The 18,798-nt window shown below is 73.2% G+C and carries 17 protein-coding genes; 13 read left to right on the top strand and 4 right to left on the bottom strand.

Annotation, left to right across the window (positions count from 1 at the left end; genetic code table 11):
* The first annotated feature begins 513 nt into the window (after positions 1 to 513).
* From ACFXPL_RS20535 to ACFXPL_RS20500, 8 genes are read left to right on the top strand one after another with little or no spacing between them, the layout of a single operon-like run.
* Positions 514 to 1,779: a glycosyltransferase family 4 protein gene (locus tag ACFXPL_RS20535; RefSeq protein ID WP_384921186.1), complete on the top strand. Its 1,266-nt coding sequence runs from the start codon at positions 514 to 516 to the stop codon at positions 1,777 to 1,779.
* Complete coding sequence (locus tag ACFXPL_RS20530; protein WP_384921183.1) at positions 1,776 to 3,500, top strand: sugar transferase; 1,725 nt, start codon at positions 1,776 to 1,778, stop codon at positions 3,498 to 3,500. Before ACFXPL_RS20535 ends, ACFXPL_RS20530 begins: the two co-directional genes overlap by 4 nt.
* On the top strand, positions 3,500 to 4,891 hold the full coding sequence (locus ACFXPL_RS20525; protein ID WP_384921180.1) for an O-antigen ligase family protein: 1,392 nt from the start codon (positions 3,500 to 3,502) through the stop codon (positions 4,889 to 4,891). The genes ACFXPL_RS20530 and ACFXPL_RS20525 overlap by 1 nt, the downstream gene beginning before the upstream one ends.
* Positions 4,888 to 6,831 carry a murein biosynthesis integral membrane protein MurJ gene (murJ, locus tag ACFXPL_RS20520; RefSeq protein WP_384921178.1) on the top strand — a complete coding sequence of 648 codons (1,944 nt, stop codon included), beginning with the start codon at positions 4,888 to 4,890 and terminating at the stop codon, positions 6,829 to 6,831. The genes ACFXPL_RS20525 and murJ overlap by 4 nt, the downstream gene beginning before the upstream one ends.
* Positions 6,821 to 7,666 carry a polysaccharide deacetylase family protein gene (locus ACFXPL_RS20515; RefSeq protein ID WP_384921175.1) on the top strand — a complete coding sequence of 282 codons (846 nt, stop codon included), beginning with the start codon at positions 6,821 to 6,823 and terminating at the stop codon, positions 7,664 to 7,666. The genes murJ and ACFXPL_RS20515 overlap by 11 nt, the downstream gene beginning before the upstream one ends.
* Positions 7,663 to 8,805: a glycosyltransferase gene (locus ACFXPL_RS20510; RefSeq protein ID WP_384921172.1), complete on the top strand. Its 1,143-nt coding sequence runs from the start codon at positions 7,663 to 7,665 to the stop codon at positions 8,803 to 8,805. The genes ACFXPL_RS20515 and ACFXPL_RS20510 overlap by 4 nt, the downstream gene beginning before the upstream one ends.
* Positions 8,802 to 9,554 carry a lipopolysaccharide biosynthesis protein gene (locus ACFXPL_RS20505; RefSeq protein ID WP_384921169.1) on the top strand — a complete coding sequence of 251 codons (753 nt, stop codon included), beginning with the start codon at positions 8,802 to 8,804 and terminating at the stop codon, positions 9,552 to 9,554. Before ACFXPL_RS20510 ends, ACFXPL_RS20505 begins: the two co-directional genes overlap by 4 nt.
* On the top strand, positions 9,554 to 10,795 hold the full coding sequence (locus ACFXPL_RS20500) for a GNAT family N-acetyltransferase (protein WP_384921166.1): 1,242 nt from the start codon (positions 9,554 to 9,556) through the stop codon (positions 10,793 to 10,795). Before ACFXPL_RS20505 ends, ACFXPL_RS20500 begins: the two co-directional genes overlap by 1 nt.
* Before the next feature lie 40 nt (positions 10,796 to 10,835).
* Here ACFXPL_RS20500 and ACFXPL_RS20495 read toward each other — a convergent pair whose 3' ends face one another.
* On the bottom strand, positions 10,836 to 12,044 hold the full coding sequence (locus ACFXPL_RS20495; protein ID WP_384921163.1) for a glycoside hydrolase family 26 protein: 1,209 nt from the start codon (positions 12,042 to 12,044) through the stop codon (positions 10,836 to 10,838).
* A gap of 161 nt (positions 12,045 to 12,205) precedes the next feature.
* Between ACFXPL_RS20495 and ACFXPL_RS20490 the strand changes: the two genes are divergently transcribed.
* On the top strand, positions 12,206 to 13,648 hold the full coding sequence (locus tag ACFXPL_RS20490) for an ATP-grasp domain-containing protein (RefSeq protein ID WP_384921160.1): 1,443 nt from the start codon (positions 12,206 to 12,208) through the stop codon (positions 13,646 to 13,648).
* Positions 13,649 to 13,688: 40 nt separating this feature from the next.
* Complete coding sequence (locus tag ACFXPL_RS20485; RefSeq protein ID WP_384921157.1) at positions 13,689 to 14,981, top strand: FAD-dependent oxidoreductase; 1,293 nt, start codon at positions 13,689 to 13,691, stop codon at positions 14,979 to 14,981.
* A gap of 115 nt (positions 14,982 to 15,096) precedes the next feature.
* Here the strand turns inward: ACFXPL_RS20485 and ACFXPL_RS20480 are convergent, their stop codons facing one another.
* The 3 genes from ACFXPL_RS20480 to ACFXPL_RS20470 form a co-directional block, all read right to left on the bottom strand.
* Positions 15,097 to 16,014: a chaplin gene (locus tag ACFXPL_RS20480; RefSeq protein ID WP_384921154.1), complete on the bottom strand. Its 918-nt coding sequence runs from the start codon at positions 16,012 to 16,014 to the stop codon at positions 15,097 to 15,099.
* A gap of 156 nt (positions 16,015 to 16,170) precedes the next feature.
* Positions 16,171 to 16,404: a chaplin gene (locus tag ACFXPL_RS20475; protein WP_384921151.1), complete on the bottom strand. Its 234-nt coding sequence runs from the start codon at positions 16,402 to 16,404 to the stop codon at positions 16,171 to 16,173.
* A 272-nt stretch (positions 16,405 to 16,676) separates the two neighbouring features.
* A complete protein-coding gene (locus ACFXPL_RS20470; protein ID WP_384921333.1) occupies positions 16,677 to 17,087 on the bottom strand; it encodes a rodlin in 411 nt (136 codons plus the stop codon).
* A gap of 232 nt (positions 17,088 to 17,319) precedes the next feature.
* On the opposite strand from ACFXPL_RS20470, the gene ACFXPL_RS20465 reads away from it, so the two are divergent.
* The 3 genes from ACFXPL_RS20465 to ACFXPL_RS20455 all read left to right on the top strand — a co-directional run bounded on the left by ACFXPL_RS20465 (position 17,320) and on the right by ACFXPL_RS20455 (position 18,743).
* Positions 17,320 to 17,730 (top strand): rodlin, encoded by a 411-nt coding sequence (locus ACFXPL_RS20465; RefSeq protein ID WP_384921148.1) that lies wholly within the window; start codon positions 17,320 to 17,322, stop codon positions 17,728 to 17,730.
* Positions 17,731 to 17,898: 168 nt separating this feature from the next.
* Entirely contained in the window at positions 17,899 to 18,306 is a 408-nt protein-coding gene (locus ACFXPL_RS20460) for a rodlin (RefSeq protein ID WP_384921145.1), read from the top strand.
* Between the two features lie 29 nt (positions 18,307 to 18,335).
* Positions 18,336 to 18,743 (top strand): rodlin, encoded by a 408-nt coding sequence (locus tag ACFXPL_RS20455; RefSeq protein WP_384921142.1) that lies wholly within the window; start codon positions 18,336 to 18,338, stop codon positions 18,741 to 18,743.
* Positions 18,744 to 18,798: the final 55 nt, after the last annotated feature.

Raw genomic sequence — 18,798 nt, 5'->3', positions numbered from 1 at the left:
CCTCGGTCGTATGGGATGGCGTGGGGCGCGCCGGGCGCGATTGCCCGGCTTATGGATCAACGCCGAGGACATCCAGAGGTTGCGGGCCGAATGAGTGAAGCTGGGCCGGGTGTGCGACTTCGGTGGACGTCGTCAGAAGGCTCTTTCCCCGGTCGGTTGTACGTTCAGTGCGATTCAGCGCGTCTGGCGTGATTTTCAGCCTGCACTCTGTAATGGTCCCATCTTGCCTGTTTCGACCTTCGAGGCGGAGAGCCAATATGCGGAATTCTGCGGTTCTTGCTGTGGGGCGTGGCCTGCTGTCCGGCCCGGCCCCTCTCGCCCTGTTCGTGGCGTGTTCCCGCCCGACCCGATGTGGCGTTCGATCTCGTACCGGACGTGACTCCCTCTGAATCGGGGCGTTCCGCGGAGCGGTGGACGCGCGGAACGCACAGCGGACGTTTCCCGCGCTCCCTCGACCGAGTCCGCTCCGCCCCGACTGATTTCCCTGTATCGCACGAGTGGAAGGCGTTGCGCGTGCAGCGACAGCGGCACCGGCCCGGGACCGGCTTCACGGCACTTCATCTCGTCCAGCCCGTCGACGGAGGCGTGGCCCAGGTGGTTCTGGACCTCGTCACGGCGCAGGTGGCCGCCGGGTTCCGGGTCGCCGTGGGCTGTCCCGAGGAGGGACCGCTCGCCGGGGCGGCGGCGCGGCGGGGCGCCGAGATCCACGCATGGCACGCCACGCGCGAGCCGGGGCCAGGACTCCTCGGTGAGGTACGGCAGGCCGCCCGGCTGGTCGGCCGGGTGCGCCCCGATCTGGTCCACGCGCACAGCGCCAAGGCCGGTCTCGCCGGCCGACTGGCCGTCAGGGGCCGGGTCCCGACCGTCTTCCAGCCGCACGCCTGGTCCTTCGAAGCAGTCGGTGGTGTGACCGGAGGGCTGGCCAGGCGCTGGGAACGGTGGGCGGTCCGGTGGACCGACCGGGTCGTCTGCGTCAGCGACGCGGAGCGGCGTACCGGCGAACGCGCGGGCATCGACGCCACCTGGGCCGTCGTCCACAACGGCGTGGACACCGGCCGGTTCACCCCCGGGAGCCGTGCGGTGACCGAGGCCGGCCAAGGTGCCGGCACAGACCGAGGCACCGGTACCGGTGCCGAGTCCGGCACCCGTACCGGAACCGGAACCGGAACCGGCGCCGCGCGGGCCGCTCTGCCGCTGCTCGCCGGAGTGCCGGCCACCGCCCTCGTCGTCGTGTGCGTCGGCCGCCTCTGTCGGCAGAAGGGCCAGGACATCCTGCTCCGGGCCTGGCAGCCGGTCGTACGCCGGATCCCGCAGGCCAGGCTGGTGCTCGTCGGCGACGGGCCCGACGCCGACGCGCTGCGCGCCGCCGCCCCGCCGTCCGTGCTCTTCGCGGGCGCCGTACCGGACACCGCCCCCTGGTACCGGGCGGCAGACCTGGTGGTGCTGCCGTCCCGCTGGGAGGGCATGGCCGTCGCGCCGCTGGAGGCCATGGCGAGCGGCAGGACCGTCGTCGTCAGCGACGTGGACGGCGCCCGCGAGAGCCTGCCGCCGGGGCGCGAGCGGTTCTGTCTCACCCCGCCCGATGATCCGCCCGCGCTGGCCGCGGCCGTCAGCGCCCTGCTCCACGACGGGCCGCTGCGCGAGGCCATCGGACGCCAGGGCCATCAGCACGTACTCAGCACCTACGACGTGCGGCAGACCGCGCAGGCCATCGCAGACGTGTACCGCGAAGTCGCCGCCGTGCCGCGCCCCGAGCGCAGGGAGCCGATTCCTCAGTGACCACGGAAAGCACCAGCGTCCCGCCGCCGCCCGGCCGGGCGCGCACCGCACAGCAGCACGGGGAGCGGAACCAGGGGCAGCCGACGGCCCGCCTCTCCCCGGCCAAGCAGTCCCTGCCCTCCCTGAGCCAGCAGGCCGTGGGCCAGCAATCGGTAGGGCAGCAATCGGTAGGGCAGCAATCGACGGGTCAGCAATCGACGGGCCAGCAATCGGTGGGGCAGCAGGCCCTCGGTGGGCGCGTCGCCCTCGCCCCGCCCCGGGACGCCACCGACCGCGTCGCCCGGCAGCCCCGCCGCACCCCGGCCCACGACGCGCTCCGCTTCGGTCTGCCGCTCGTCGTGGTGGACGGTCTCGCGGCGCTGCTCTCCACCGCCGTACTCGGCGACGAGCAGCGCGACACCCTCCTGGCCGTCCAGCTCCTCGCCTGCGTGGCGGCCCTCAACGCCCGCGCCGGTCTCTACCGCCCCGGAACCGTCGTCTCCGGTCTCGACCAGCTTCCCGCGCTGGCCGCCAGGATCGCGGTCGCCTGGTGCGCCGCCGCGGCCGTGCTCGCCGCGCTCCTGCCCGCCCACGCCCTGGGCCTCACCGCCCTGGCCGGTGGCGGCGCCGTACAGCTCGCCGTGTGCGGTGCGGGCCGCGCGCTGCTGCACACGTACCGCCGTTCCCTCGCCCGCGACCGGCTGCGGTCCGCCCTCGTCGTCGGTACGGGGACGGCCGCGCGCCGGCTGGCCGCACTGCTCGCCCAGCACCCGGAGTACGGACTGCGCCCCGTCGGGGTCGCGTCCGCCGCCCCCGAGCCGGGGGACGCCGACCAGAACGCCGGCCAGGACGGGCACGCCCACGGCGCCGGTACGGACGTCCCCGCCCTGCCCGTGCTGACCACCGCCGAGGAGATCCACCGCGCCGTCATCCAGAACGGCGTCCAGGAAGCCCTGTTCGTCGACGCCGGGCCCGGCTACGGCGACCCCGGCGAGTGGACCGGCAGAGCCGGGCTCGTCGCGCTCTTCCACGAGTACGGCTGCGCCACCTCCTTCGTCGGCGCGGGCCCCTGGGACACCGCGGCCCCGCCCACGCTCATGGAGCACCACCTCTGGGGCCTCAGCCGCCGCCGCGTCGAGCCGCCCGCCACGCACGCGCACCGGTGCGGCACCCTGGCCAAACGCCTGCTGGACCTGCTGATCGCGGTCCCCGCGCTGTTGGCGATCTCCCCGGTACTGACGGTCTGCGCGCTGTCGATCCGGCTCTGCGACGGCCCCGGTGTGCTGTTCCGGCAGGAGCGCGTAGGCCAGCACGGCCGCCCCTTCACCCTGCTGAAGTTCCGTACCCTGCGTCCCTCCGACGACCACGAGTCCGCCACCCGCTGGAACATCGCGGGCGACCTGCGCATGAGCTCCGTCGGCAGCACGCTGCGCCGTACGTCGATGGACGAGCTGCCCCAGCTCTGGAACGTGCTCCGCGGTGACATGAGCCTGGTCGGCCCCCGGCCCGAACGCCCCTTCTTCGTCGCCAACTTCAGCAAGACCCACCCCGGTTACGCGGCCCGCCACCGGATGCCCGTCGGCATCACCGGCCTCGCACAGGTCCACGGGCTGCGCGGGGACACCTCCATCGAGGAGCGGTCCCGCTTCGACAACCACTACATCGACCACTGGTCGCTCTGGCAGGACGTGTGCATCCTGGTGCGCACCGCCCTCTCCCTCGTCCGCCCGGCGGGAAGCTGATGGCCACCGGCGCCCTCGACGCGCCCCGCGTACGGACCCGCCCTCCCGCGTGGTCCGACGCGGTGCGCAGGGCGGCGCCCCTGCTGCCCGCCGTGGCCGTCGTCGCCCTGCTCGCCGTCCCCGCGCCGCCGGCCGGCGACGGCTCCGCGGGGTCGGGGAGCGTGGCCGACGCCGCCTCCGCCGTACTCGTCCTGCACTGTCTCGTGCGCGTACTGCGCTCACGGGCCCGCCCGTTGACCCGTACCGCCGCGCTCCTCCTCGGACTCCCGGTGCTCGGCGTGACGGTCGCCTCGCTCACCGCCGACGACCCGGCGGCCACCCTGCCGGGGCTGGCGCGGTATCTGCAGATCTTCGTGCTCGTACCGGCGGCCCTGCTGCTCCTGATCCGTGACCGCCGCGACTTCCGGCTGGTCGCCGGGTCGGTGGTGGTCCTCGCCCTGGCGCAGGGGGCGGTCGGGGTCACGCAGTACCTGACCGGCACCGGCGCCTCGTACCAGGGCGAGGACATCCGCGCGGTCGGCACCTTCGGGCCCACCGATGTGATGGGGATGGCCACCGTCGTCGCTTACGGGCTGATCATCTCCGTCGGCTACGCCCTGGGCAGCGGCGCGGAGGCGCCGCGCGGACAGCGGACCCTCGCGCTCGGCTGCGCCGCGCTGCTCTGCGTACCGCTCCTGCTCTCCTTCAGCCGCGGCGCCTGGATCGCCACCGCCGTGGCGCTCGCGCTGCAACTCGCGCTCTCGGGCGTCCGCAGGGCCGTCGTCGTGACGCTCACGGCCACGGCGCTCGGGGTCGTCCTCGTCGGCGGGCTCGGCGTCGGCTCCCAGATGATCACGGAGCGGTTCGACTCGATCGCCCAGGTCGCCGACGCGCCCGACCAGTCCGTCACCGACCGGTACACCATGTGGGCGGCGGCCACCGACATGTGGCGCGAGCGGCCCGTCACCGGCGTGGGGCTGAAGGGCTTCCCCGCCTACCGCGACCACCACGCCTCCCTCGCGCTCTCCTCGGCCAGCGACACCTCGGGCGCGGGGATGGGGTTCCAGCGCCAGCCGCTGCTGTCGCCGCACAACATGTATCTGCTGGTCCTGAGCGAACAGGGGCTGCTCGGCATCGTCGCCTTCGCGGGCAGTTGGGCGGGGCTCCTGGTGTGCGCGGTCCACCGGGTCCGCCTGTACGGGGCGCGCCGTTCCGGTACGGGCGCCGAGTGCGGGCTGGTCGTCACGGGGCTGCTGGTCTGGCAGTTGGTGGACTTCGGTTACGCGGACATCGGCGGCCCGTCGACCGTCCTGACGGCGGTGATGCTCGGCCTGGCGGCGTGGTGGGCGCTGAGCCGGCGGCGCCACCGGAGCGGTGAGGCCGCGGCCGGCAGAAGGGTCGGCCCGGCGTGAGCGATACGACGCACTCCCTCCCCGCGGTCCCGCCGCCCTCCGTCCCTCCGGCGGCGGAGGCCGGCCCCGACGTCCCGGCCCCCGGGCCGGCCGGTGCCGCCCCCGTGCCGGACGGTCCTGACACCGCGACGGCCGGTCCTGACACCGCCGTCACCGGCAGCGCTGTCACGGTCACCGCCGACGCGGCGGGGGACGGCGGGCGTGGCTCGGCCTCCGGACGGTTCCTCGCGCGGGCCGCTTTCGTGACCGCCGCGCTGACCGCCGCCGGAGCGTTCCTCGGTCTCCTCCGCGACCAGACCATCGCGCACCTCTACGGCGCGGGCACCGACACCGACGCGTTCCTCGTCGCCTGGACCGTGCCCGAGGTCGCCGCCACGCTCCTCATCGAGGACGCCATGGCGCTGATCCTCGTACCGGCGTTCAGTCTGGCCCTCGCCCGCCGGGCCGCCCGGTCGCCCCAGGACCGGACGCGCGACAGCGCGCAGGACCTCGACCTCGACCCCGTACGGCAGCTCACCCGCGCCACCCTGCCCCGGCTCTTCCTCGTCCTCAGCGCGTGCGCGGCCCTGCTCGTCGCCCTCGCGCCCTGGGCGGTCGCCGTCCTCGCGCCCGGTCTGCCCGAATCCCGGCTGGCCGTCGACTGCACCCGGCTGACCGCCACGTCGATCTTCACCTACGGGGTGGCGGGCTACTGCAGCGCGGCCCTGCGCGCCCACGGCAGCTTCGTGGCGCCCGCCGCGATCTACGTCGCCTCCAACGTCGGCATCATCTCCACGATGCTGCTGGCAGGCGCGGAGACGGGGGTACGCGCGGCCGGGGCCGGAGTCGCCGTCGGCGGTGTGTTCATGGTGCTGATCCAGCTCCCCGCCCTGTGGAACCGGCTGACGGAGCGCCGCCCCACGAGCGGTCACGAGCCCCCGTCCGCCACCGGCGTCCCCGCCTCCGTACCCGCGACGGCTACGCCAACGCCAACGCCAACGCCAACGCCAGCGACGGCGACGGCTGCGGCAGCGACTGCGGCTGCGACCACGGCGATCACAGAGTCCGCTGGGCCCGCCCGGCTCACCTCGCCCGTCGCCCTCGGGCTGCTCGTGCCCGTCATCGCGTTCGCGCTCAGCCGCCAGTCGCAGGTCCTCGTCGAGCGGTTCCTCGCGGCGCCGCTGCCCGCCGGGGCCATCTCGCACCTCAACTACGCGCAGAAGGTCGCGCAGATCCCGATGACGCTCTCCCTGATGCTCTGCACCGTCACCTTCCCGGTGGTCGCCCGCGCCATGGCGGCGGGCGAGACCGACCGGGCCAGGCGGCGCGTCGAACGTGATCTCGCGCTCGCCGGGATCATCGTGCTGATCGGGGCCGCCACCGTCGTCTCCTGCGCCCCGCAGATCATCGAGGTGCTCTTCCAGCGCGGCGAGTTCCACTCCGAGGACACCGCCGCGACCGCCGCCGTGATGCGGGTGTACGCGCTCGGCCTGCTCGGCCACACCCTCGTCGGGGCGCTCGTACGCTGCTACTTCTCCGCCGCGCGCCCGCTCTGGTTCCCCGCCCTCGCCATGACCGCCGGGCTCGCGCTGACGGGCGGCGCGGGCGCCCTGCTGGTCGGTGTCTGGGGCGTGCTCGGCATCGCCGCCGCCAACGCCCTCGGCATCACCCTCACCGCCGTGCTCATGCTGGGCGCCCTGCGCCGCCACAGCGTGCCCGTCAGGACCCGCCACATGACCGGCGGGCTGGCCAAGCTCAGCGCCGCCGCCGCGGCGGCCACCGGTTCCGGATGGCTCTGCGCCGCGCTCGTGCCCTCCCCGGTCCTCGCCACCCTCGCCGCCGGCCTGGTGGTCACCGTGGTGTTCCTCGTCGCCGCGTGCGCCCTGAAGGCACCCGAGACCGACTCCCTCCTCCGCTCCCTCGCCCGCCCCTTCACACGAAAGCTCACCGATGCCCGCTGACAAGGCCGATATGACCGACCTGGCCGACCCGAGGTCCGGCGACCCCCTGTGGGCCCTCATGTACCACTCGGTCGCCGACCCCACCGACGACCCGTACCAGGTGACGGTCTCCCCTGGCCGGCTCGAACGGCAGCTCCGCTGGCTGCGCCGGCGCGGCCTGGCCGGCGTCTCCATGGCGGAACTGCTGCGCGCCCGCGCCGAGGGGCGCGGCGCCGGGCTCGTCGGGCTGACCTTCGACGACGGGTACGCCGACTTCGTGGAGACCGCCGTCCCGCTGCTGCGGAAGCACGGCTGCTCGGCGACCGTCTTCGTCCTGCCGGGCCGGCCCGGCGGCACCAACGAGTGGGACAGCCCCGGCCCCCGTAAGCCCCTGCTCACCGAGGACGGCGTACGCGAGGCAGCCGCGGCCGGGATGGAGATCGGCTCCCACGGGCTGCTCCACGTCGACCTCGTCACCGCCGACGACACGACGCTCGCCGCCGAGACCGCCCGCAGCAGGGAGCTGCTGCGCGCCCTCACCGGTGGCGAGGTCGGCGGCTTCTGCTACCCGTACGGCACGGTCGACGCCCGCGTCGTCGCCGCCGTGCGCGCCGCGGGTTATTCGTACGCCTGCGCCATCGACCCGGGGCCGCTGACCGGGATGCACGCACTGCCCCGTATCCACGTGGGGGAGCGGGACACCGGCCTCAGGCTGCACCTCAAGCGACGGCTGCACCACCGGCGGCGCGAGCCCGTCCCGGCCGCCGCCTTCGCCGCGTACGCCCGCTCCGCCGCGTACCGCGCGTCCGTCGCCTCCGAGGTGGTCCCGACAGCACTCCCGGCGGCCACCCCATGAAGGTCCTGCATGTCATCACCGGCCTCGGCATCGGCGGCGCCGAGCAACAACTGCGTCTGATGCTGCGCCAGTTGCCCACCCACAACGAGGTCGTCACGCTCACGGAACCGGGCGCGGTCGCCGACGGCATCGTCGCCGACGGCGTACGCGTCGCCCATCTCGACATGGCAGGCAACCGCGACCTCGCCGCGCTGCCCCGGCTGACACGCCTCGTCCGGCAGGGCGGGTACGACCTCGTCCACACCCACCTCTACCGCGCCTGCCTGTACGGCCGGGTCGCCGCCCGCCTGGCCGGGGTGCGGACGATCCTCGCCACCGAACACTCCCTGGGCGCCGTCCAGATCGAGGGCCGGCCGCTGACCCCCGGCGCCCGCGCGCTCTATCTCACCGGGGAACGGCTCGGCACCGCGACCGTCGCCGTCTCCACCACCGTCGCGCGCCGGCTGGAGCGCTGGGGAGTGCGCCGCGACCGTATCCACGTCGTCCCCAACGGCATCGAGTCCGCGCGCTTCGCCTTCGACGAGAAGGCGCGCCGCGCCGCCCGCGAGCGTCTTGGCCTGGCCGAGGACGCCTTCGTCGTGGGCGGCGTCGGGCGGCTCGCCCCCGGCAAGCGGTACGACCGGCTCGTCCGCGCCGTCGGCGAACTGCCGGACGCCCGGCTCCTGTTGGTCGGCGAGGGCCCGGAGCGTACGGGGCTGCTGCGGCTCGCCGAGGAGCGCGGGCTGGCCGACCGGATCCTGCTGCCCGGCGCGTGCGAGGACCCGCCGCCCGTCCCGCACCCGGGGGACCTGCCCTCGCTGCTCGCCGCCATGGACGTCTTCGTCTCCACCTCCCACGACGAGGCGTTCGGCCTCGCCGTGGTGGAAGCGCTCGCCGCCGGGCTGCCGGTGCTCCACGTCACCTGCCCGGCGCTCCAGGACCTGCCGCCCGAGGCCGCGCCCGGCGCGCGCCGGGTCAGCGGCTCCGTCCCCGGCCTCGCCGAGGAGTTGCGGCGGCTGCGTGACCTGGGCCCGCACCGGCGGCCCGTACCGCCCGCCGTGCACCACTACGACATCGCCCGTAGCGCCGAGCAGCTGATGGCCGTCTACGAGAGAGCCCTCCGCCGCCAGGCCCCCACCCGAGAAGCGAGCAGCTCATGACCCAGCAGGCGCCCCAGCAACCGAACCGGCGACCGCCGCGGTGCGGCGCCCCGCCCGGCCCGCGCGCGGAACGGGAGCGCCGGCTCCGACGGTTCCGGCCGGCCCTGCTGGTCCGGCGGTCGCGGCCGGTGCTGCCGGCCCGGTGGATCATTCCGGCCGCCGTCCTGGCCGGGGCGGCGGCGGGCGGTGCGTACGGGCAGCTCCGTACCCCGGAGTACGCGGCGACCAGCTATGTCGTCGTCGTACCGACCGAGAAGTCCGACCCGGCCGCCGCGCTGGGCTTCGCGACGGCGTACGGGCGGGTCGCCGCGCAGGTCGCGGTGGTCGGGGACGCGGCGGTCTGGGCCGGGGTGCCCGCGCGGACCCTCAAGGAGAACGTCCAGACGGCGACCTCGCCCGACGCGCCCATGATCTCGGTGACGGCGACCTCGACCAGCGCGTCGACCGCCGCGACCATGGCGGACGGTGTGGCGCGCTCGCTCGTCGTCAACGGTTCGCAGATGCAGGACAGTACGCACGTACGTGTCCTCCCGTTCTCCCGCGCCGTGGAGCCCGCGAGCCCGGTCACGCCCTCCGCGTCGCTGGCCGCGCTGGTCGGCGGCTGCGCGGGCGGGCTGCTCGGCGGGCTCGGCCTGCTGGTCCGGCCGAAGCGCCGTCCGGAGGCCACCGCGCAGGGCGCCGGAGCGTCCGTACCAGGGCCCGCGACCGCCTCGGCGGCCTGCTCACCGCAGCAGTCGGAAACGGTCTGATGGCCGCCGGACCCGGCACGCGGGCCGACGCCGCCCGCCACGTCCCCGTATCGACGCCGCTCAACGCCTCCCGGACGGACGCGGTGTTCACCACCGAGCTCTGCCGTGACACGGGCCGGTTCGCCGAACTCGCCCCGGAGTGGCACGCCCTGTACCGCCGCTGCCGTACGGCCACCCCCTTCCAGAGCCACGCCTGGCTGCATTCCTGGTGGCTGTCGTACGGGCAGGGCGGCGGTGCGGGCGGCGAACGGGGCGGGCATGGCGGGCGTGGCGGTCGCGGCCGGCTGCGCGTCGTCCTCGTACGCCGGGCCGGGGAGCCGGTCGCGGCGGTCGCGCTGATGCTCACGCACCGCCCCCTGCCCGTCCTCGTCCACCTCGGCGGCTCCATCTCCGACTTCTCCGACGTCCTGCTCGCCGACGAGTACGCCGGCGCCGCCGCGCCCGCGCTCGCCAAGGCCCTCTCGGAACTGGCCCGTACGGCGGTGATCGACCTGCGCGAGGTACGGCCGGGGGCGGCGGCCGAGCGCGTCTACGACTGCTGGCGGGGGCCGCGCCGCCGACTGGCCGACTCCACCTGCCTCGAACTGCCCGCCGTCCCCATGGACGGACTGCTCGCCCGCCTGCCCGCCGCGCGCGCCCAGCGCTCCCGCGCCAAGCTGCGCAAGCTGGACGCGCTCGGCATCGGCGAGCGCATGGTGGAGTGCGCGGAGATCCCCGCCGCCGTCGAACGGCTGCTGGCCCTGCACCGCCTCCAGTGGCAGGGCCGCGGCGTCACTACCGAGCACCTCAGCGGGCGTTTCTCGGAACACCTCACCCGGGCCGTGCGCGCGATGGCCGAGTCCGGCGACGCGCGGGTCACCGAGTTCACGCTGGCGGGCGCGGTGGTGGCCGCCGACGTCACCCTGATGTCGGGTCACCTCGCGGGCGGCTACCTGTACGGCGCCGACCCCGAGCTGCGCGCCAGGAAGGCGGACGTCGCCACGATGCTGCTGCGCGCCGGCGCGGGGTGGATCAGCGCGAGCGGCCGGACCACGCTGAGCATGCTGCGCGGCGACGAACCGTACAAGCACCACTGGCGCCCCGAGACCGTCACCAATCAGCGGCTGCTGCTCGCGCGGTCCGCACTGGCGCCGTCCCTGCACCTCGTGGTCGCGCGGGCGGCGGGGCGCGGCCGGGCGGCCGAGCTGGTGAAGCGGGTGCGGCCACGGCAGCGGCCACGGCGAGGCGGCGACCAGGGATGACCTCGCCGCCGCCGTCGTCGTCCGTGCCGGGGCAGTGACCTCAGCCGCGCCGGCTCGCCCACCAGTCGAGACGGATACAGATCTTGCCGCCCAGCCAGCTCTCCAGCCAGCTACCGAGGTTCAGCGGACGGCAGCCCCGCGGACGCTCCGGGGTGGGCGCCGGCGTGGGCTCCGCGGGCGCGGTGGGCGTCGGGAGCGTGGGCGGAGTGGGCGGCGTCGGGGTCGGTACGGGCTGTGGGTCGCGCTCGTACAGCATCGAACGGAACACCTGCGACGACTGGGGATTCCGCTTGCACTGCCAGACGCCGTGCGGGCAGTAATCCGTGACGGTGTTGTACAGCGGCTTGTACGTGTCGATCCACTGGAGCATGCGCCGCATGTACACAGGGTTGTCCCCGTTGCGGAACAGGCCCCACTCCGGATAGGAGATCACCTTTCCATGCGCGGCGGCGAAGTCCACATGCTGCTGGAGTCCGTAAGGCTCCTTGACCTGTTCGTCGAACGTCCGTCCCGGCGGCTGGTCGTACGAATCCATGCCGACGATGTCCACGGTGTCGTCGCCCGGATAACACTCCGTCCAGGGAATGTCGTCCCGCCCCCGGTTCGGGGCGAAATCGAAACGGAATTTCTGTCCGGGCACCTCACGCATGGCGGTGACGATACGGTTCCAGTACGCCTTCCACGCCTCCGGGTCAGGACCGCAACGATGCGTGTACGTGATTCCGTTCATCTCCCAGCCGAGCACGATCACCGTGTCGGGGACCTTGAGCGCGACGAGCCGCCGCGCCAGCGTCCTGAAGTGCTCGTCGTACTGTCCCTTGGCGCCTCTGCGCAGCTCACGGCGGACCACGCCGTCCGGTACGTGGTCCTCGTTGCGCTCCAGCATGGGCACGTTGAGGACGAACGTCCGGTTGTCGCGCGCCGTGCGCCATTCGGCCCAGCTCTCCAGGAAATCCGGGCTGCCCTCGATGTTGGACCACACGTCGCCGGGGAGATAGGTGTGCCCCACGCGCAATTCCCGGCCGCCGAGCCATTTCTCCATGGCCGCGATGCGCCGTACCCCGTCCGGCCCGTAGTCGAGATACGCGCCCAGCGCGGGCGACGGGGCCGCGGGCGGCTTCTGTCTTTCCGCGTCACCGGAATCCGCGGCGAGTCGTGGAACGGGCAGTGCGGCGCCGGAGACGAGAAGTCCGGCCGAGACCACACCCAGGCATGTGGTCGCCATCCTTCGGCGTCGTCGAGGGGTCATGTCCGCTCCTTGTGATCGCACGTGCTTCCGTGGCCGCAGGCCGTGGTCACGTTGATCACAAAGTATTTCTAATAAGCCGGTCGGGAACCCGGCCTGGTGTTGCAGTAGTCCATTCGTGAATTTCATCCCTCGCATGGGGTATCGAAATGAAGGGCGCCACCGTGCCGAGCTTTGACACCCACGTTCCGGCCGTCCTCGTACGGCTCGACCGGAACCCGTTCCACCACGGCACGCTGGGCGCCGTGCGCTCCCTCGGCCGCGCCGGGATCGAGGTGCACGCGGTGGTCGAGGGCGCGCACAGCCCCGTCGGGTGCTCCCGCTATCTGCGGCAGGCCCATCTACGGCCCCCGGACGCACCGGATCTGACAGCGTTTCCGGTGAAGCACGTGGCGAAGAACCTGACGCGGAGCGTGGCGGAGGATCCGGCGACGGCGGCGGTCCGGCGGCTGCTCCTCTCCATCGCCGACCGGCTCACCACCCCGGCCGTCCTCATCGCGATGGACGACCTGAGCGCGATCGCCGTCGGCCGGCTCCAGCCGGAGCTGGCGGGCCGTTACCTCCTGCCTGAACAGCCGTCAGGGCTGCCCGAGCGCGTCGCGGACAAGGCGGAGCTGGCCGGGATCTGCCAGGAGCTGGGACTGCCGCACCCCCGTACGGTCATCCCGGGCGGCGCGGCGGAGGCCGCGGCGGCGGCCTGGTCGCTGGGGCTGCCCGTGATCGCGAAGTGGAGCAGGCCCTGGCTGCTGCCCGAAGGGTCCGGGCTGCGGAGCACCCGCGTCATCCGCTCCCCGCAGGAGGCACGCGCGCTGTACGGGCGCAGCCACGAGGCGGGCAGCAGACTGCTGCTCCAGGAGTTCCTGCCGCACGGCCCCGACCGCGACTGGTTCTTCCACGGGTACAGCGGGCGCGGCCCCGAGCCCGGCCGCACGAGGCTGCTCGGGGCCGCCGGGCGCAAGGACCGCGCCTGGCCGGTCGGAGCGGGGCTGACCGCGGTCGGCCGGTGGCTGCCCAACCCGGCCGTGGAGCGCCTGGCGGGCGAACTGGTCGCCGCCCTCGGCTACCGGGGCATCCTCGACCTCGACTTCCGCCGCGAGGCCGCGACCGGCGCGTACCACCTGCTCGACTTCAACCCCCGGCCCGGCGCGCAGTTCCGGCTCTTCACCGACCGCGCGGGAACGGACGTCGTCCGCGCGCTCCACCTCGACCTGACCGGGCGTGGCCTGCCCACGCAGGAGGCGGTGCACGGGCGGGCGTTCGTCGTGGAGAACTACGCGCTGCTGTCCTTCCTCTCCTCGGCCGGAACCGGCCGCCGCGAGCCGGGCAGGACACCGCCCCGGCCGCGCTTCCGTTTCCGCTTCCGCTTCCGTTCCACGGAGACGGCGTGGTGGGCACTGGACGATCCGCTGCCCGCCTGCGCGATGGCCCTCGCCTGGGGGCTGCATCTCGTACGGCGCGGCTGGCGGCGGCTGCGCCGCGCCCTGCCGTACCCGCGCACGAGCGAACCCGGAGGGCTGCCGCGCACCCCGCCCGTACGGCAGCGGTGGAGCAGCCCGGACCACTGCGACCGGCCCCCGACCCCCGCACCACCGCGCCGTACCCGATGAACCCTCCCCAGCAGATCCACCACAGAGAGCGGGAAACACCATGCACGACCTGGTAGTTGTGGGCGCCGGCCCCTACGGACTCTCCATCGCCGCGCACGCCGCCGCGGCCGGGCTCGACCTACGGGTCTTCGGCAGGCCGATGGCCTCATGGCGGGAGCACATGCCGCCGGGGATGTTCCTGAAGTCCGAACCGTGGGCGTCCAACCTCTCCGACCCGGACGGCGCCTTCGGCCTCGCCGCCTACGCCGCCACCCTGGGCAGGGAGGCCCGGCACGGCGATCCGCTGCCGGTCGGTCTCTTCGCCTCGTACGGACTGTGGTTCGCCGAGCGCGCGGCGCTGACGGTCGACGAACGGATCATCACCTCCGTGGAGGCCTGCCCCGGCGGGTTCCGGCTGACCGCCGAGGACGGTGAGCGGTTCCTCGCCCGTACGGTGGCCCTCGCCGTCGGCGTGATGCCGTTCATCGACATCCCCGCGCCGCTGCTCGGTCTGGACCGCGCGCAGGTGACGCACAGCAGCCACCACGCCGATCTGACCCGCTTCGTGGGCGGAGACGTGACGGTCATCGGGGCGGGTCAGGCGGCGCTGGAGACCGCCGCGCTCCTCGCCGAACAGGGCACATCCGTACGGCTGGTGGCCCGCTCGGGGCGGCTGAACTGGAACACCCTGCCGCCGCCCCTCGACCGCCCCGCCGGCACGGCGGCCCGCGCCCCGCACACCGGGCTCGGATGCGGCTGGAAGAACTGGCTGTACGCGGAGACCCCCGGCGTCTTCCGCCGGTTCCCCGAGGCGACCCGCGCCCGGATCTTCACCTCCGCGCTCGGCCCGGCCGGCGCGTGGTGGCTGCGCGAACGCTTCGAGACGGCGGCGCGGGTGGAGGTGCGGCTCGGCGAGAGCGTGGTGACGGCGGCTCCGGCGGGCGGTCGCGTACGGCTGGAGCTGTTCGCCACCACGGGGCGGACGGAGACGGTGGAGACCGACCATGTCATCGCCGCCACCGGCTTCACCCCGGGGCTCGACCGGCTCGGCCTGCTGGAGGGGCCGCTCGCCGAGGGCCTGCGGACCGTGGGCCCGAGCAGGGCGCCCGAGGCGAGTGCCGCCTTCGAGTCCTCGTACCCGGGGCTGTTTCTGGCGGGCCTGCTGAGCGCGCCGTCGTTCGGCCCGTCGATGCGCTTCGTGTACGGGGCGTCGTACACGGCGGAGCGGCTGGTGGCCGGGGTACGGCGCCGGGTCGGTGCCCGGGGCGGACCGCTCGCGAAGGTGCGTCAGCGGCAGGGGCAGCGGGAGGTACGGCGCCAGGAACAGCGCGGGGGCCGGGTCTCCGTGAAGTGACATCTGTCCGATGGGGCGTGGTCAGCGGCTTGCCGCCGCACCGCCCCGCCCCATCGGTCATGCCACCGGTCGTTGCTCCGGTCCGGCGCCGAGGGCGCGGTGTCGGACGGCGGCGTCAGACGCGGGCCGGAACGCGGGAGCGCCGGTACAGGAGCGCGCCGCCGAGGATCAGCCCGGCGCTCGACGCCGCGGCGGCGAGGAGGCGGGGATCGCCGCCGGTGGCCGCGAGTCGCGCGTCGGCCTCGGGGGCCGCGGCGGCGGGCAGCACGGCGGGCAGGACGGCGGGCGTGATCGCACGCGAGGCGGTCTCGGTGTGCGGCACGTGGTGCGGGGGCCCGGCGTGGGCCGGCGGGACGACGGAGCGGTCGTCCGGCGGCGTGATCTCCTCGGGCTCCTCGGGCTCCTCGGGCTCCTCGTCGGGGGTGTCCGGGAGTTCCGGGGCGGTGGGGCGCTCCGGGGGCGTGCCGTTGACGCAGGTGTTGCCGAACGCCGGGTTGAGGAGACCCACCAGGTCGGCGGAGTCACCGCAGACGTTCACGGGGAGGTCGACGGGCGTCTCGACGTCGTTGCCCCCGAGCACGCCGGGCGACCCCTTGGCGATGCTGCTGGCCTCGCTGCCGGAGCCGGTGACCGCCTGGTGCGGGGCTCCGGGCGCCGTGTGGGGCTGGGGTGCGTGGGGCTGGGCGGGAGCGCCGTACTGCGGGGCGTCATGCTGCTGGGGCGCGTGCTGCGGGGGCGCCGCGGGGTGGTGAGGCGCGGGATGCCGCTGGTCCGTGTGGTGCTTGGGCGGGTGCGACACGTTGGCGCAGGTGTTGCCGAAGGCGGGGTTCAGCAGCCCGATGACGTCGACGCTGTTGCCACAGACGTTGACCGGGATGTCCAGCGGTGCCTGGACGTTGTTGCCGGACAGCAGCCCCGGCGACCCGACGGCGGTGCCGCTCGCGTCCGCGGCCTGGGCGTAACCGCCGCTCAAGGACAGCACACTCGACGCCGCGGCGGCCGTGAGCAGTCCTTTGCTGATGAGGTCTCGCACTCTGTTTTCTCTCCTCCTGCCGGCGGACCGGCCGGCTGTTGTCGCGGGTGGGTTCCCTGACCCACCGGGGCCGGCCCCGGCACGCGATCGGCACGCGCACCGGGACCGGAAGGGGGTGTCCCGCGGGACACCCCCGGACCTCACGAGGTCACAACGTCACTTGTTGATACAGACGTTGCCGAACGCGGGGTTCAGGACCCCGATGACGTCGATGCTGTTGCCACAGACGTTGACCGGAATGTGAATAGGCACCTGGACGACGTTGCCCGAGAGGACACCCGGCGAACCGACGGCGATGCCCTCGGCGCCCGCGTCGGCCATGGCGGGAGCCGCGGCACCGATGGCGAGGAGCAGACCAGCGACGACCGTTGCGGCCTTCTTGCACTTCATGTTGAGCCCTTTCCGCAGCGGCGAACACGCCCGCACGACCGTCGTGCGGGCGCGAGCCGTCGAGTGCCGGCTCTCACTCCGCTGCTGGAACTCCAACGAGACGGCGGTTCATAGGAAACTGTCCAGTTTTTCATGACATCGCTGTTTCACCCGATTGCACCCTGGCCGATTTCTTTTCTGCGCGGAAGCGCGGAACGCGCGGAAACGCCGAACGGGCCGTACAGGGCACCAGCGCCCTGTACGGCCCGTCCATCGCGCGCCGAGCGGTCCGGTCAGCCGTTGCCGACACCGTTGCCCGAGAGCACCGGGATGTCGTCCAGCAGGTGCGACAGCGGCTCGTCGCCCTTGGCCTGGGTGGAGTTCTCCGTGCACTGCTGGTTCTGCGGGGAGGACAGGACGTTGACGTCCTGGACGGTGACGGGCACGAGCAGGCCGACGAGCGAACCGACGTTGGCCTTGACCGGCGCACCGAGGCACAGCTTGTTCAGCGAGCCCTGGACCAGCTCCAGCTGCGGGCTCTGGTCGCCCTTGGTCGCCGCGTTGCCGAAGGCCTCCTTGGCGCCGTTGCCGCTGAACGACGTGGTGCCGCCGTCATCGGCGATGGCGAGGGCCGGAGCCGCTGCGGCGGCGGAGACGCCGACGACGGAGACGGCCACGGCCGCACCCGCCATGAACTTCTTGATCACGGTCTGTTCCTTTTCTCAGGACAATGCATGTGGAGCGACCTGATCAACCCGGTGGCGGTGTTTTGGTTCCTCTTGGTCCTCCTGCTTCACCCGATCGGCTTGTCCTCGCTCCGCCTGGTAGAACGCCGGTAATAGGCCGTTGGAGTGAAGGGCCAGAACCAAACCGGTGGCAGGGAGTTGCACAGGGGGCCCCGGGGATTTTGGGGCATCCTTCAGAAGGGGACTCATCGTGATCAAGAAGGTTATGGCCGGCGCGGCTGTCGCCGCCTCCGTCGTCGGCGTGTCCGCCGCCGCGGCGGCCCCGGCCCTCGCCATCGCCAACGACGGTGGCACCACGTCGTTCAGCGGCAACGGCGCCGACCAGTGGTACGGCAACTCGGCGACCTACGGCAACATGAGCCCGCAGATGGCGCTCATCCAGGGCTCGTTCAACAAGCCCTGCATCGCCCTCCCCGCCAAGGCGAACCTCGGCTCGCTGATCGGTCTCGTGCCGATCTCGGTCCAGGACCTCAACATCCTGTCCTCGCCGCAGAACCAGCAGTGTGTCGAGAACTCGACGCAGGCGAAGGGCGACGAGGCGCTGTCGCACATTCTGGACAACATCCCGATCCTGTCCGGGAATGGCGCCGCCAACCACTGAGGAATCGGCCGTCCGGGCCGGGCCGCCGCTGTTCTCCGCGGCGGCCCGGCCTTTTTATCTGCCGGTGCGGTACTCCGTTAGGGGGAACCGCAGAAACTAATCCCCCCGTAAGCAGTTGAACACAATGGATTCCACCGGTGGAGTCCGACTTTCCGGAAAGGCATTTACATGAAGAAGCTGTGGGCAACCGCTGCCGTGGCCGCGTCCCTCGTCGGTGCGACGGCCGCCATGGCGTCGCCGGCGCTGGCCATCGCCGATGACGGTGGTACGACCTCGTTCAGCGGCAACGGTGCCGAGCAGTCCTTCGGCAACGCGGTGACCAAGGGCGACCTGAGCCCCCAGCTCGGTCTGGTCCAGGGGTCGCTGAACAAGCCCTGTGTCGGTCTGCCGCTCAAGGCGAACGTCGGCTCGCTGATCGGTCTCGTGCCGATCACGGTCCAGGACGTCAACGTGCTGTCCTCCCCGCAGAACCAGCAGTGCACGGAGAACTCCACGCAGGCCAAGGGCGACGAGGCGCTGTCGCACATCCTGGACGACATCCCGATCCTCTCCGGCAACGGCGCCGGCAACCACTGAGAACCCGACTTTCCGGAAAGGTATTCCCCATGAAGAAGCTGTGGGCAACCGCTGCTGTAGCCGCGTCCCTCGTCGGTGCGACGGCCGCCATGGCGTCGCCGGCGCTGGCCATCGCCGATGACGGTGGTACGACCTCCTTCAGCGGCAACGGCGCGGAGAGCTCGTTCGGCAACGCCGTGACCAAGGGCGACCTGAGCCCCCAGGCCGGTCTGATCCAGGGCACGCTCAACAAGCCCTGCATCGGCCTGCCGGTCAAGGCGAACGTCGGCTCGCTGATCGGCGCCGTGCCGATCACGGTCCAGGACGTCAACGTGCTGTCCTCCCCGCAGAACCAGCAGTGCACGGAGAACTCCACCCAGGCCAAGGGTGACGAGGCGCTCTCGCACATCCTGGACGACATCCCGGTCCTGTCCGGGAACGGTGTCGGCAACCACTGACGCTCCCCCGGAGGCGCGGGGGGGCGGGGGGGCGCCCCGCCCCCGCGGCGGGGAC

Origin of the sequence: Streptomyces sp. NPDC059092, assembly GCF_042756365.1 — a bacterium.
In the GTDB taxonomy this organism is placed as follows: Bacteria; Actinomycetota; Actinomycetes; order Streptomycetales; family Streptomycetaceae; genus Streptomyces.
This window is presented reverse-complemented; position numbering and strand designations above follow the sequence as displayed.

What these genes read in the sequence shown, in the direction of transcription:
- ACFXPL_RS20510 (WP_384921172.1), top strand. Translation starts at nt 7,663, where the DNA reads ATGAAGGTCCTGCATGTCATCACCGGCCTCGGCATCGGCGGCGCCGAG.
- ACFXPL_RS20485 (WP_384921157.1), top strand. Translation starts at nt 13,689, where the DNA reads ATGCACGACCTGGTAGTTGTGGGCGCCGGCCCCTACGGACTCTCCATC.
- ACFXPL_RS20515 (WP_384921175.1), top strand. Translation starts at nt 6,821, where the DNA reads ATGCCCGCTGACAAGGCCGATATGACCGACCTGGCCGACCCGAGGTCC.
- ACFXPL_RS20460 (WP_384921145.1), top strand. Translation starts at nt 17,899, where the DNA reads ATGAAGAAGCTGTGGGCAACCGCTGCCGTGGCCGCGTCCCTCGTCGGT.
- ACFXPL_RS20475 (WP_384921151.1), bottom strand. Translation starts at nt 16,404, where the DNA reads ATGAAGTGCAAGAAGGCCGCAACGGTCGTCGCTGGTCTGCTCCTCGCC.
- ACFXPL_RS20505 (WP_384921169.1), top strand. Translation starts at nt 8,802, where the DNA reads ATGACCCAGCAGGCGCCCCAGCAACCGAACCGGCGACCGCCGCGGTGC.
- ACFXPL_RS20495 (WP_384921163.1), bottom strand. Translation starts at nt 12,044, where the DNA reads ATGACCCCTCGACGACGCCGAAGGATGGCGACCACATGCCTGGGTGTG.
- ACFXPL_RS20455 (WP_384921142.1), top strand. Translation starts at nt 18,336, where the DNA reads ATGAAGAAGCTGTGGGCAACCGCTGCTGTAGCCGCGTCCCTCGTCGGT.
- ACFXPL_RS20525 (WP_384921180.1), top strand. Translation starts at nt 3,500, where the DNA reads ATGGCCACCGGCGCCCTCGACGCGCCCCGCGTACGGACCCGCCCTCCC.
- ACFXPL_RS20500 (WP_384921166.1), top strand. Translation starts at nt 9,554, where the DNA reads ATGGCCGCCGGACCCGGCACGCGGGCCGACGCCGCCCGCCACGTCCCC.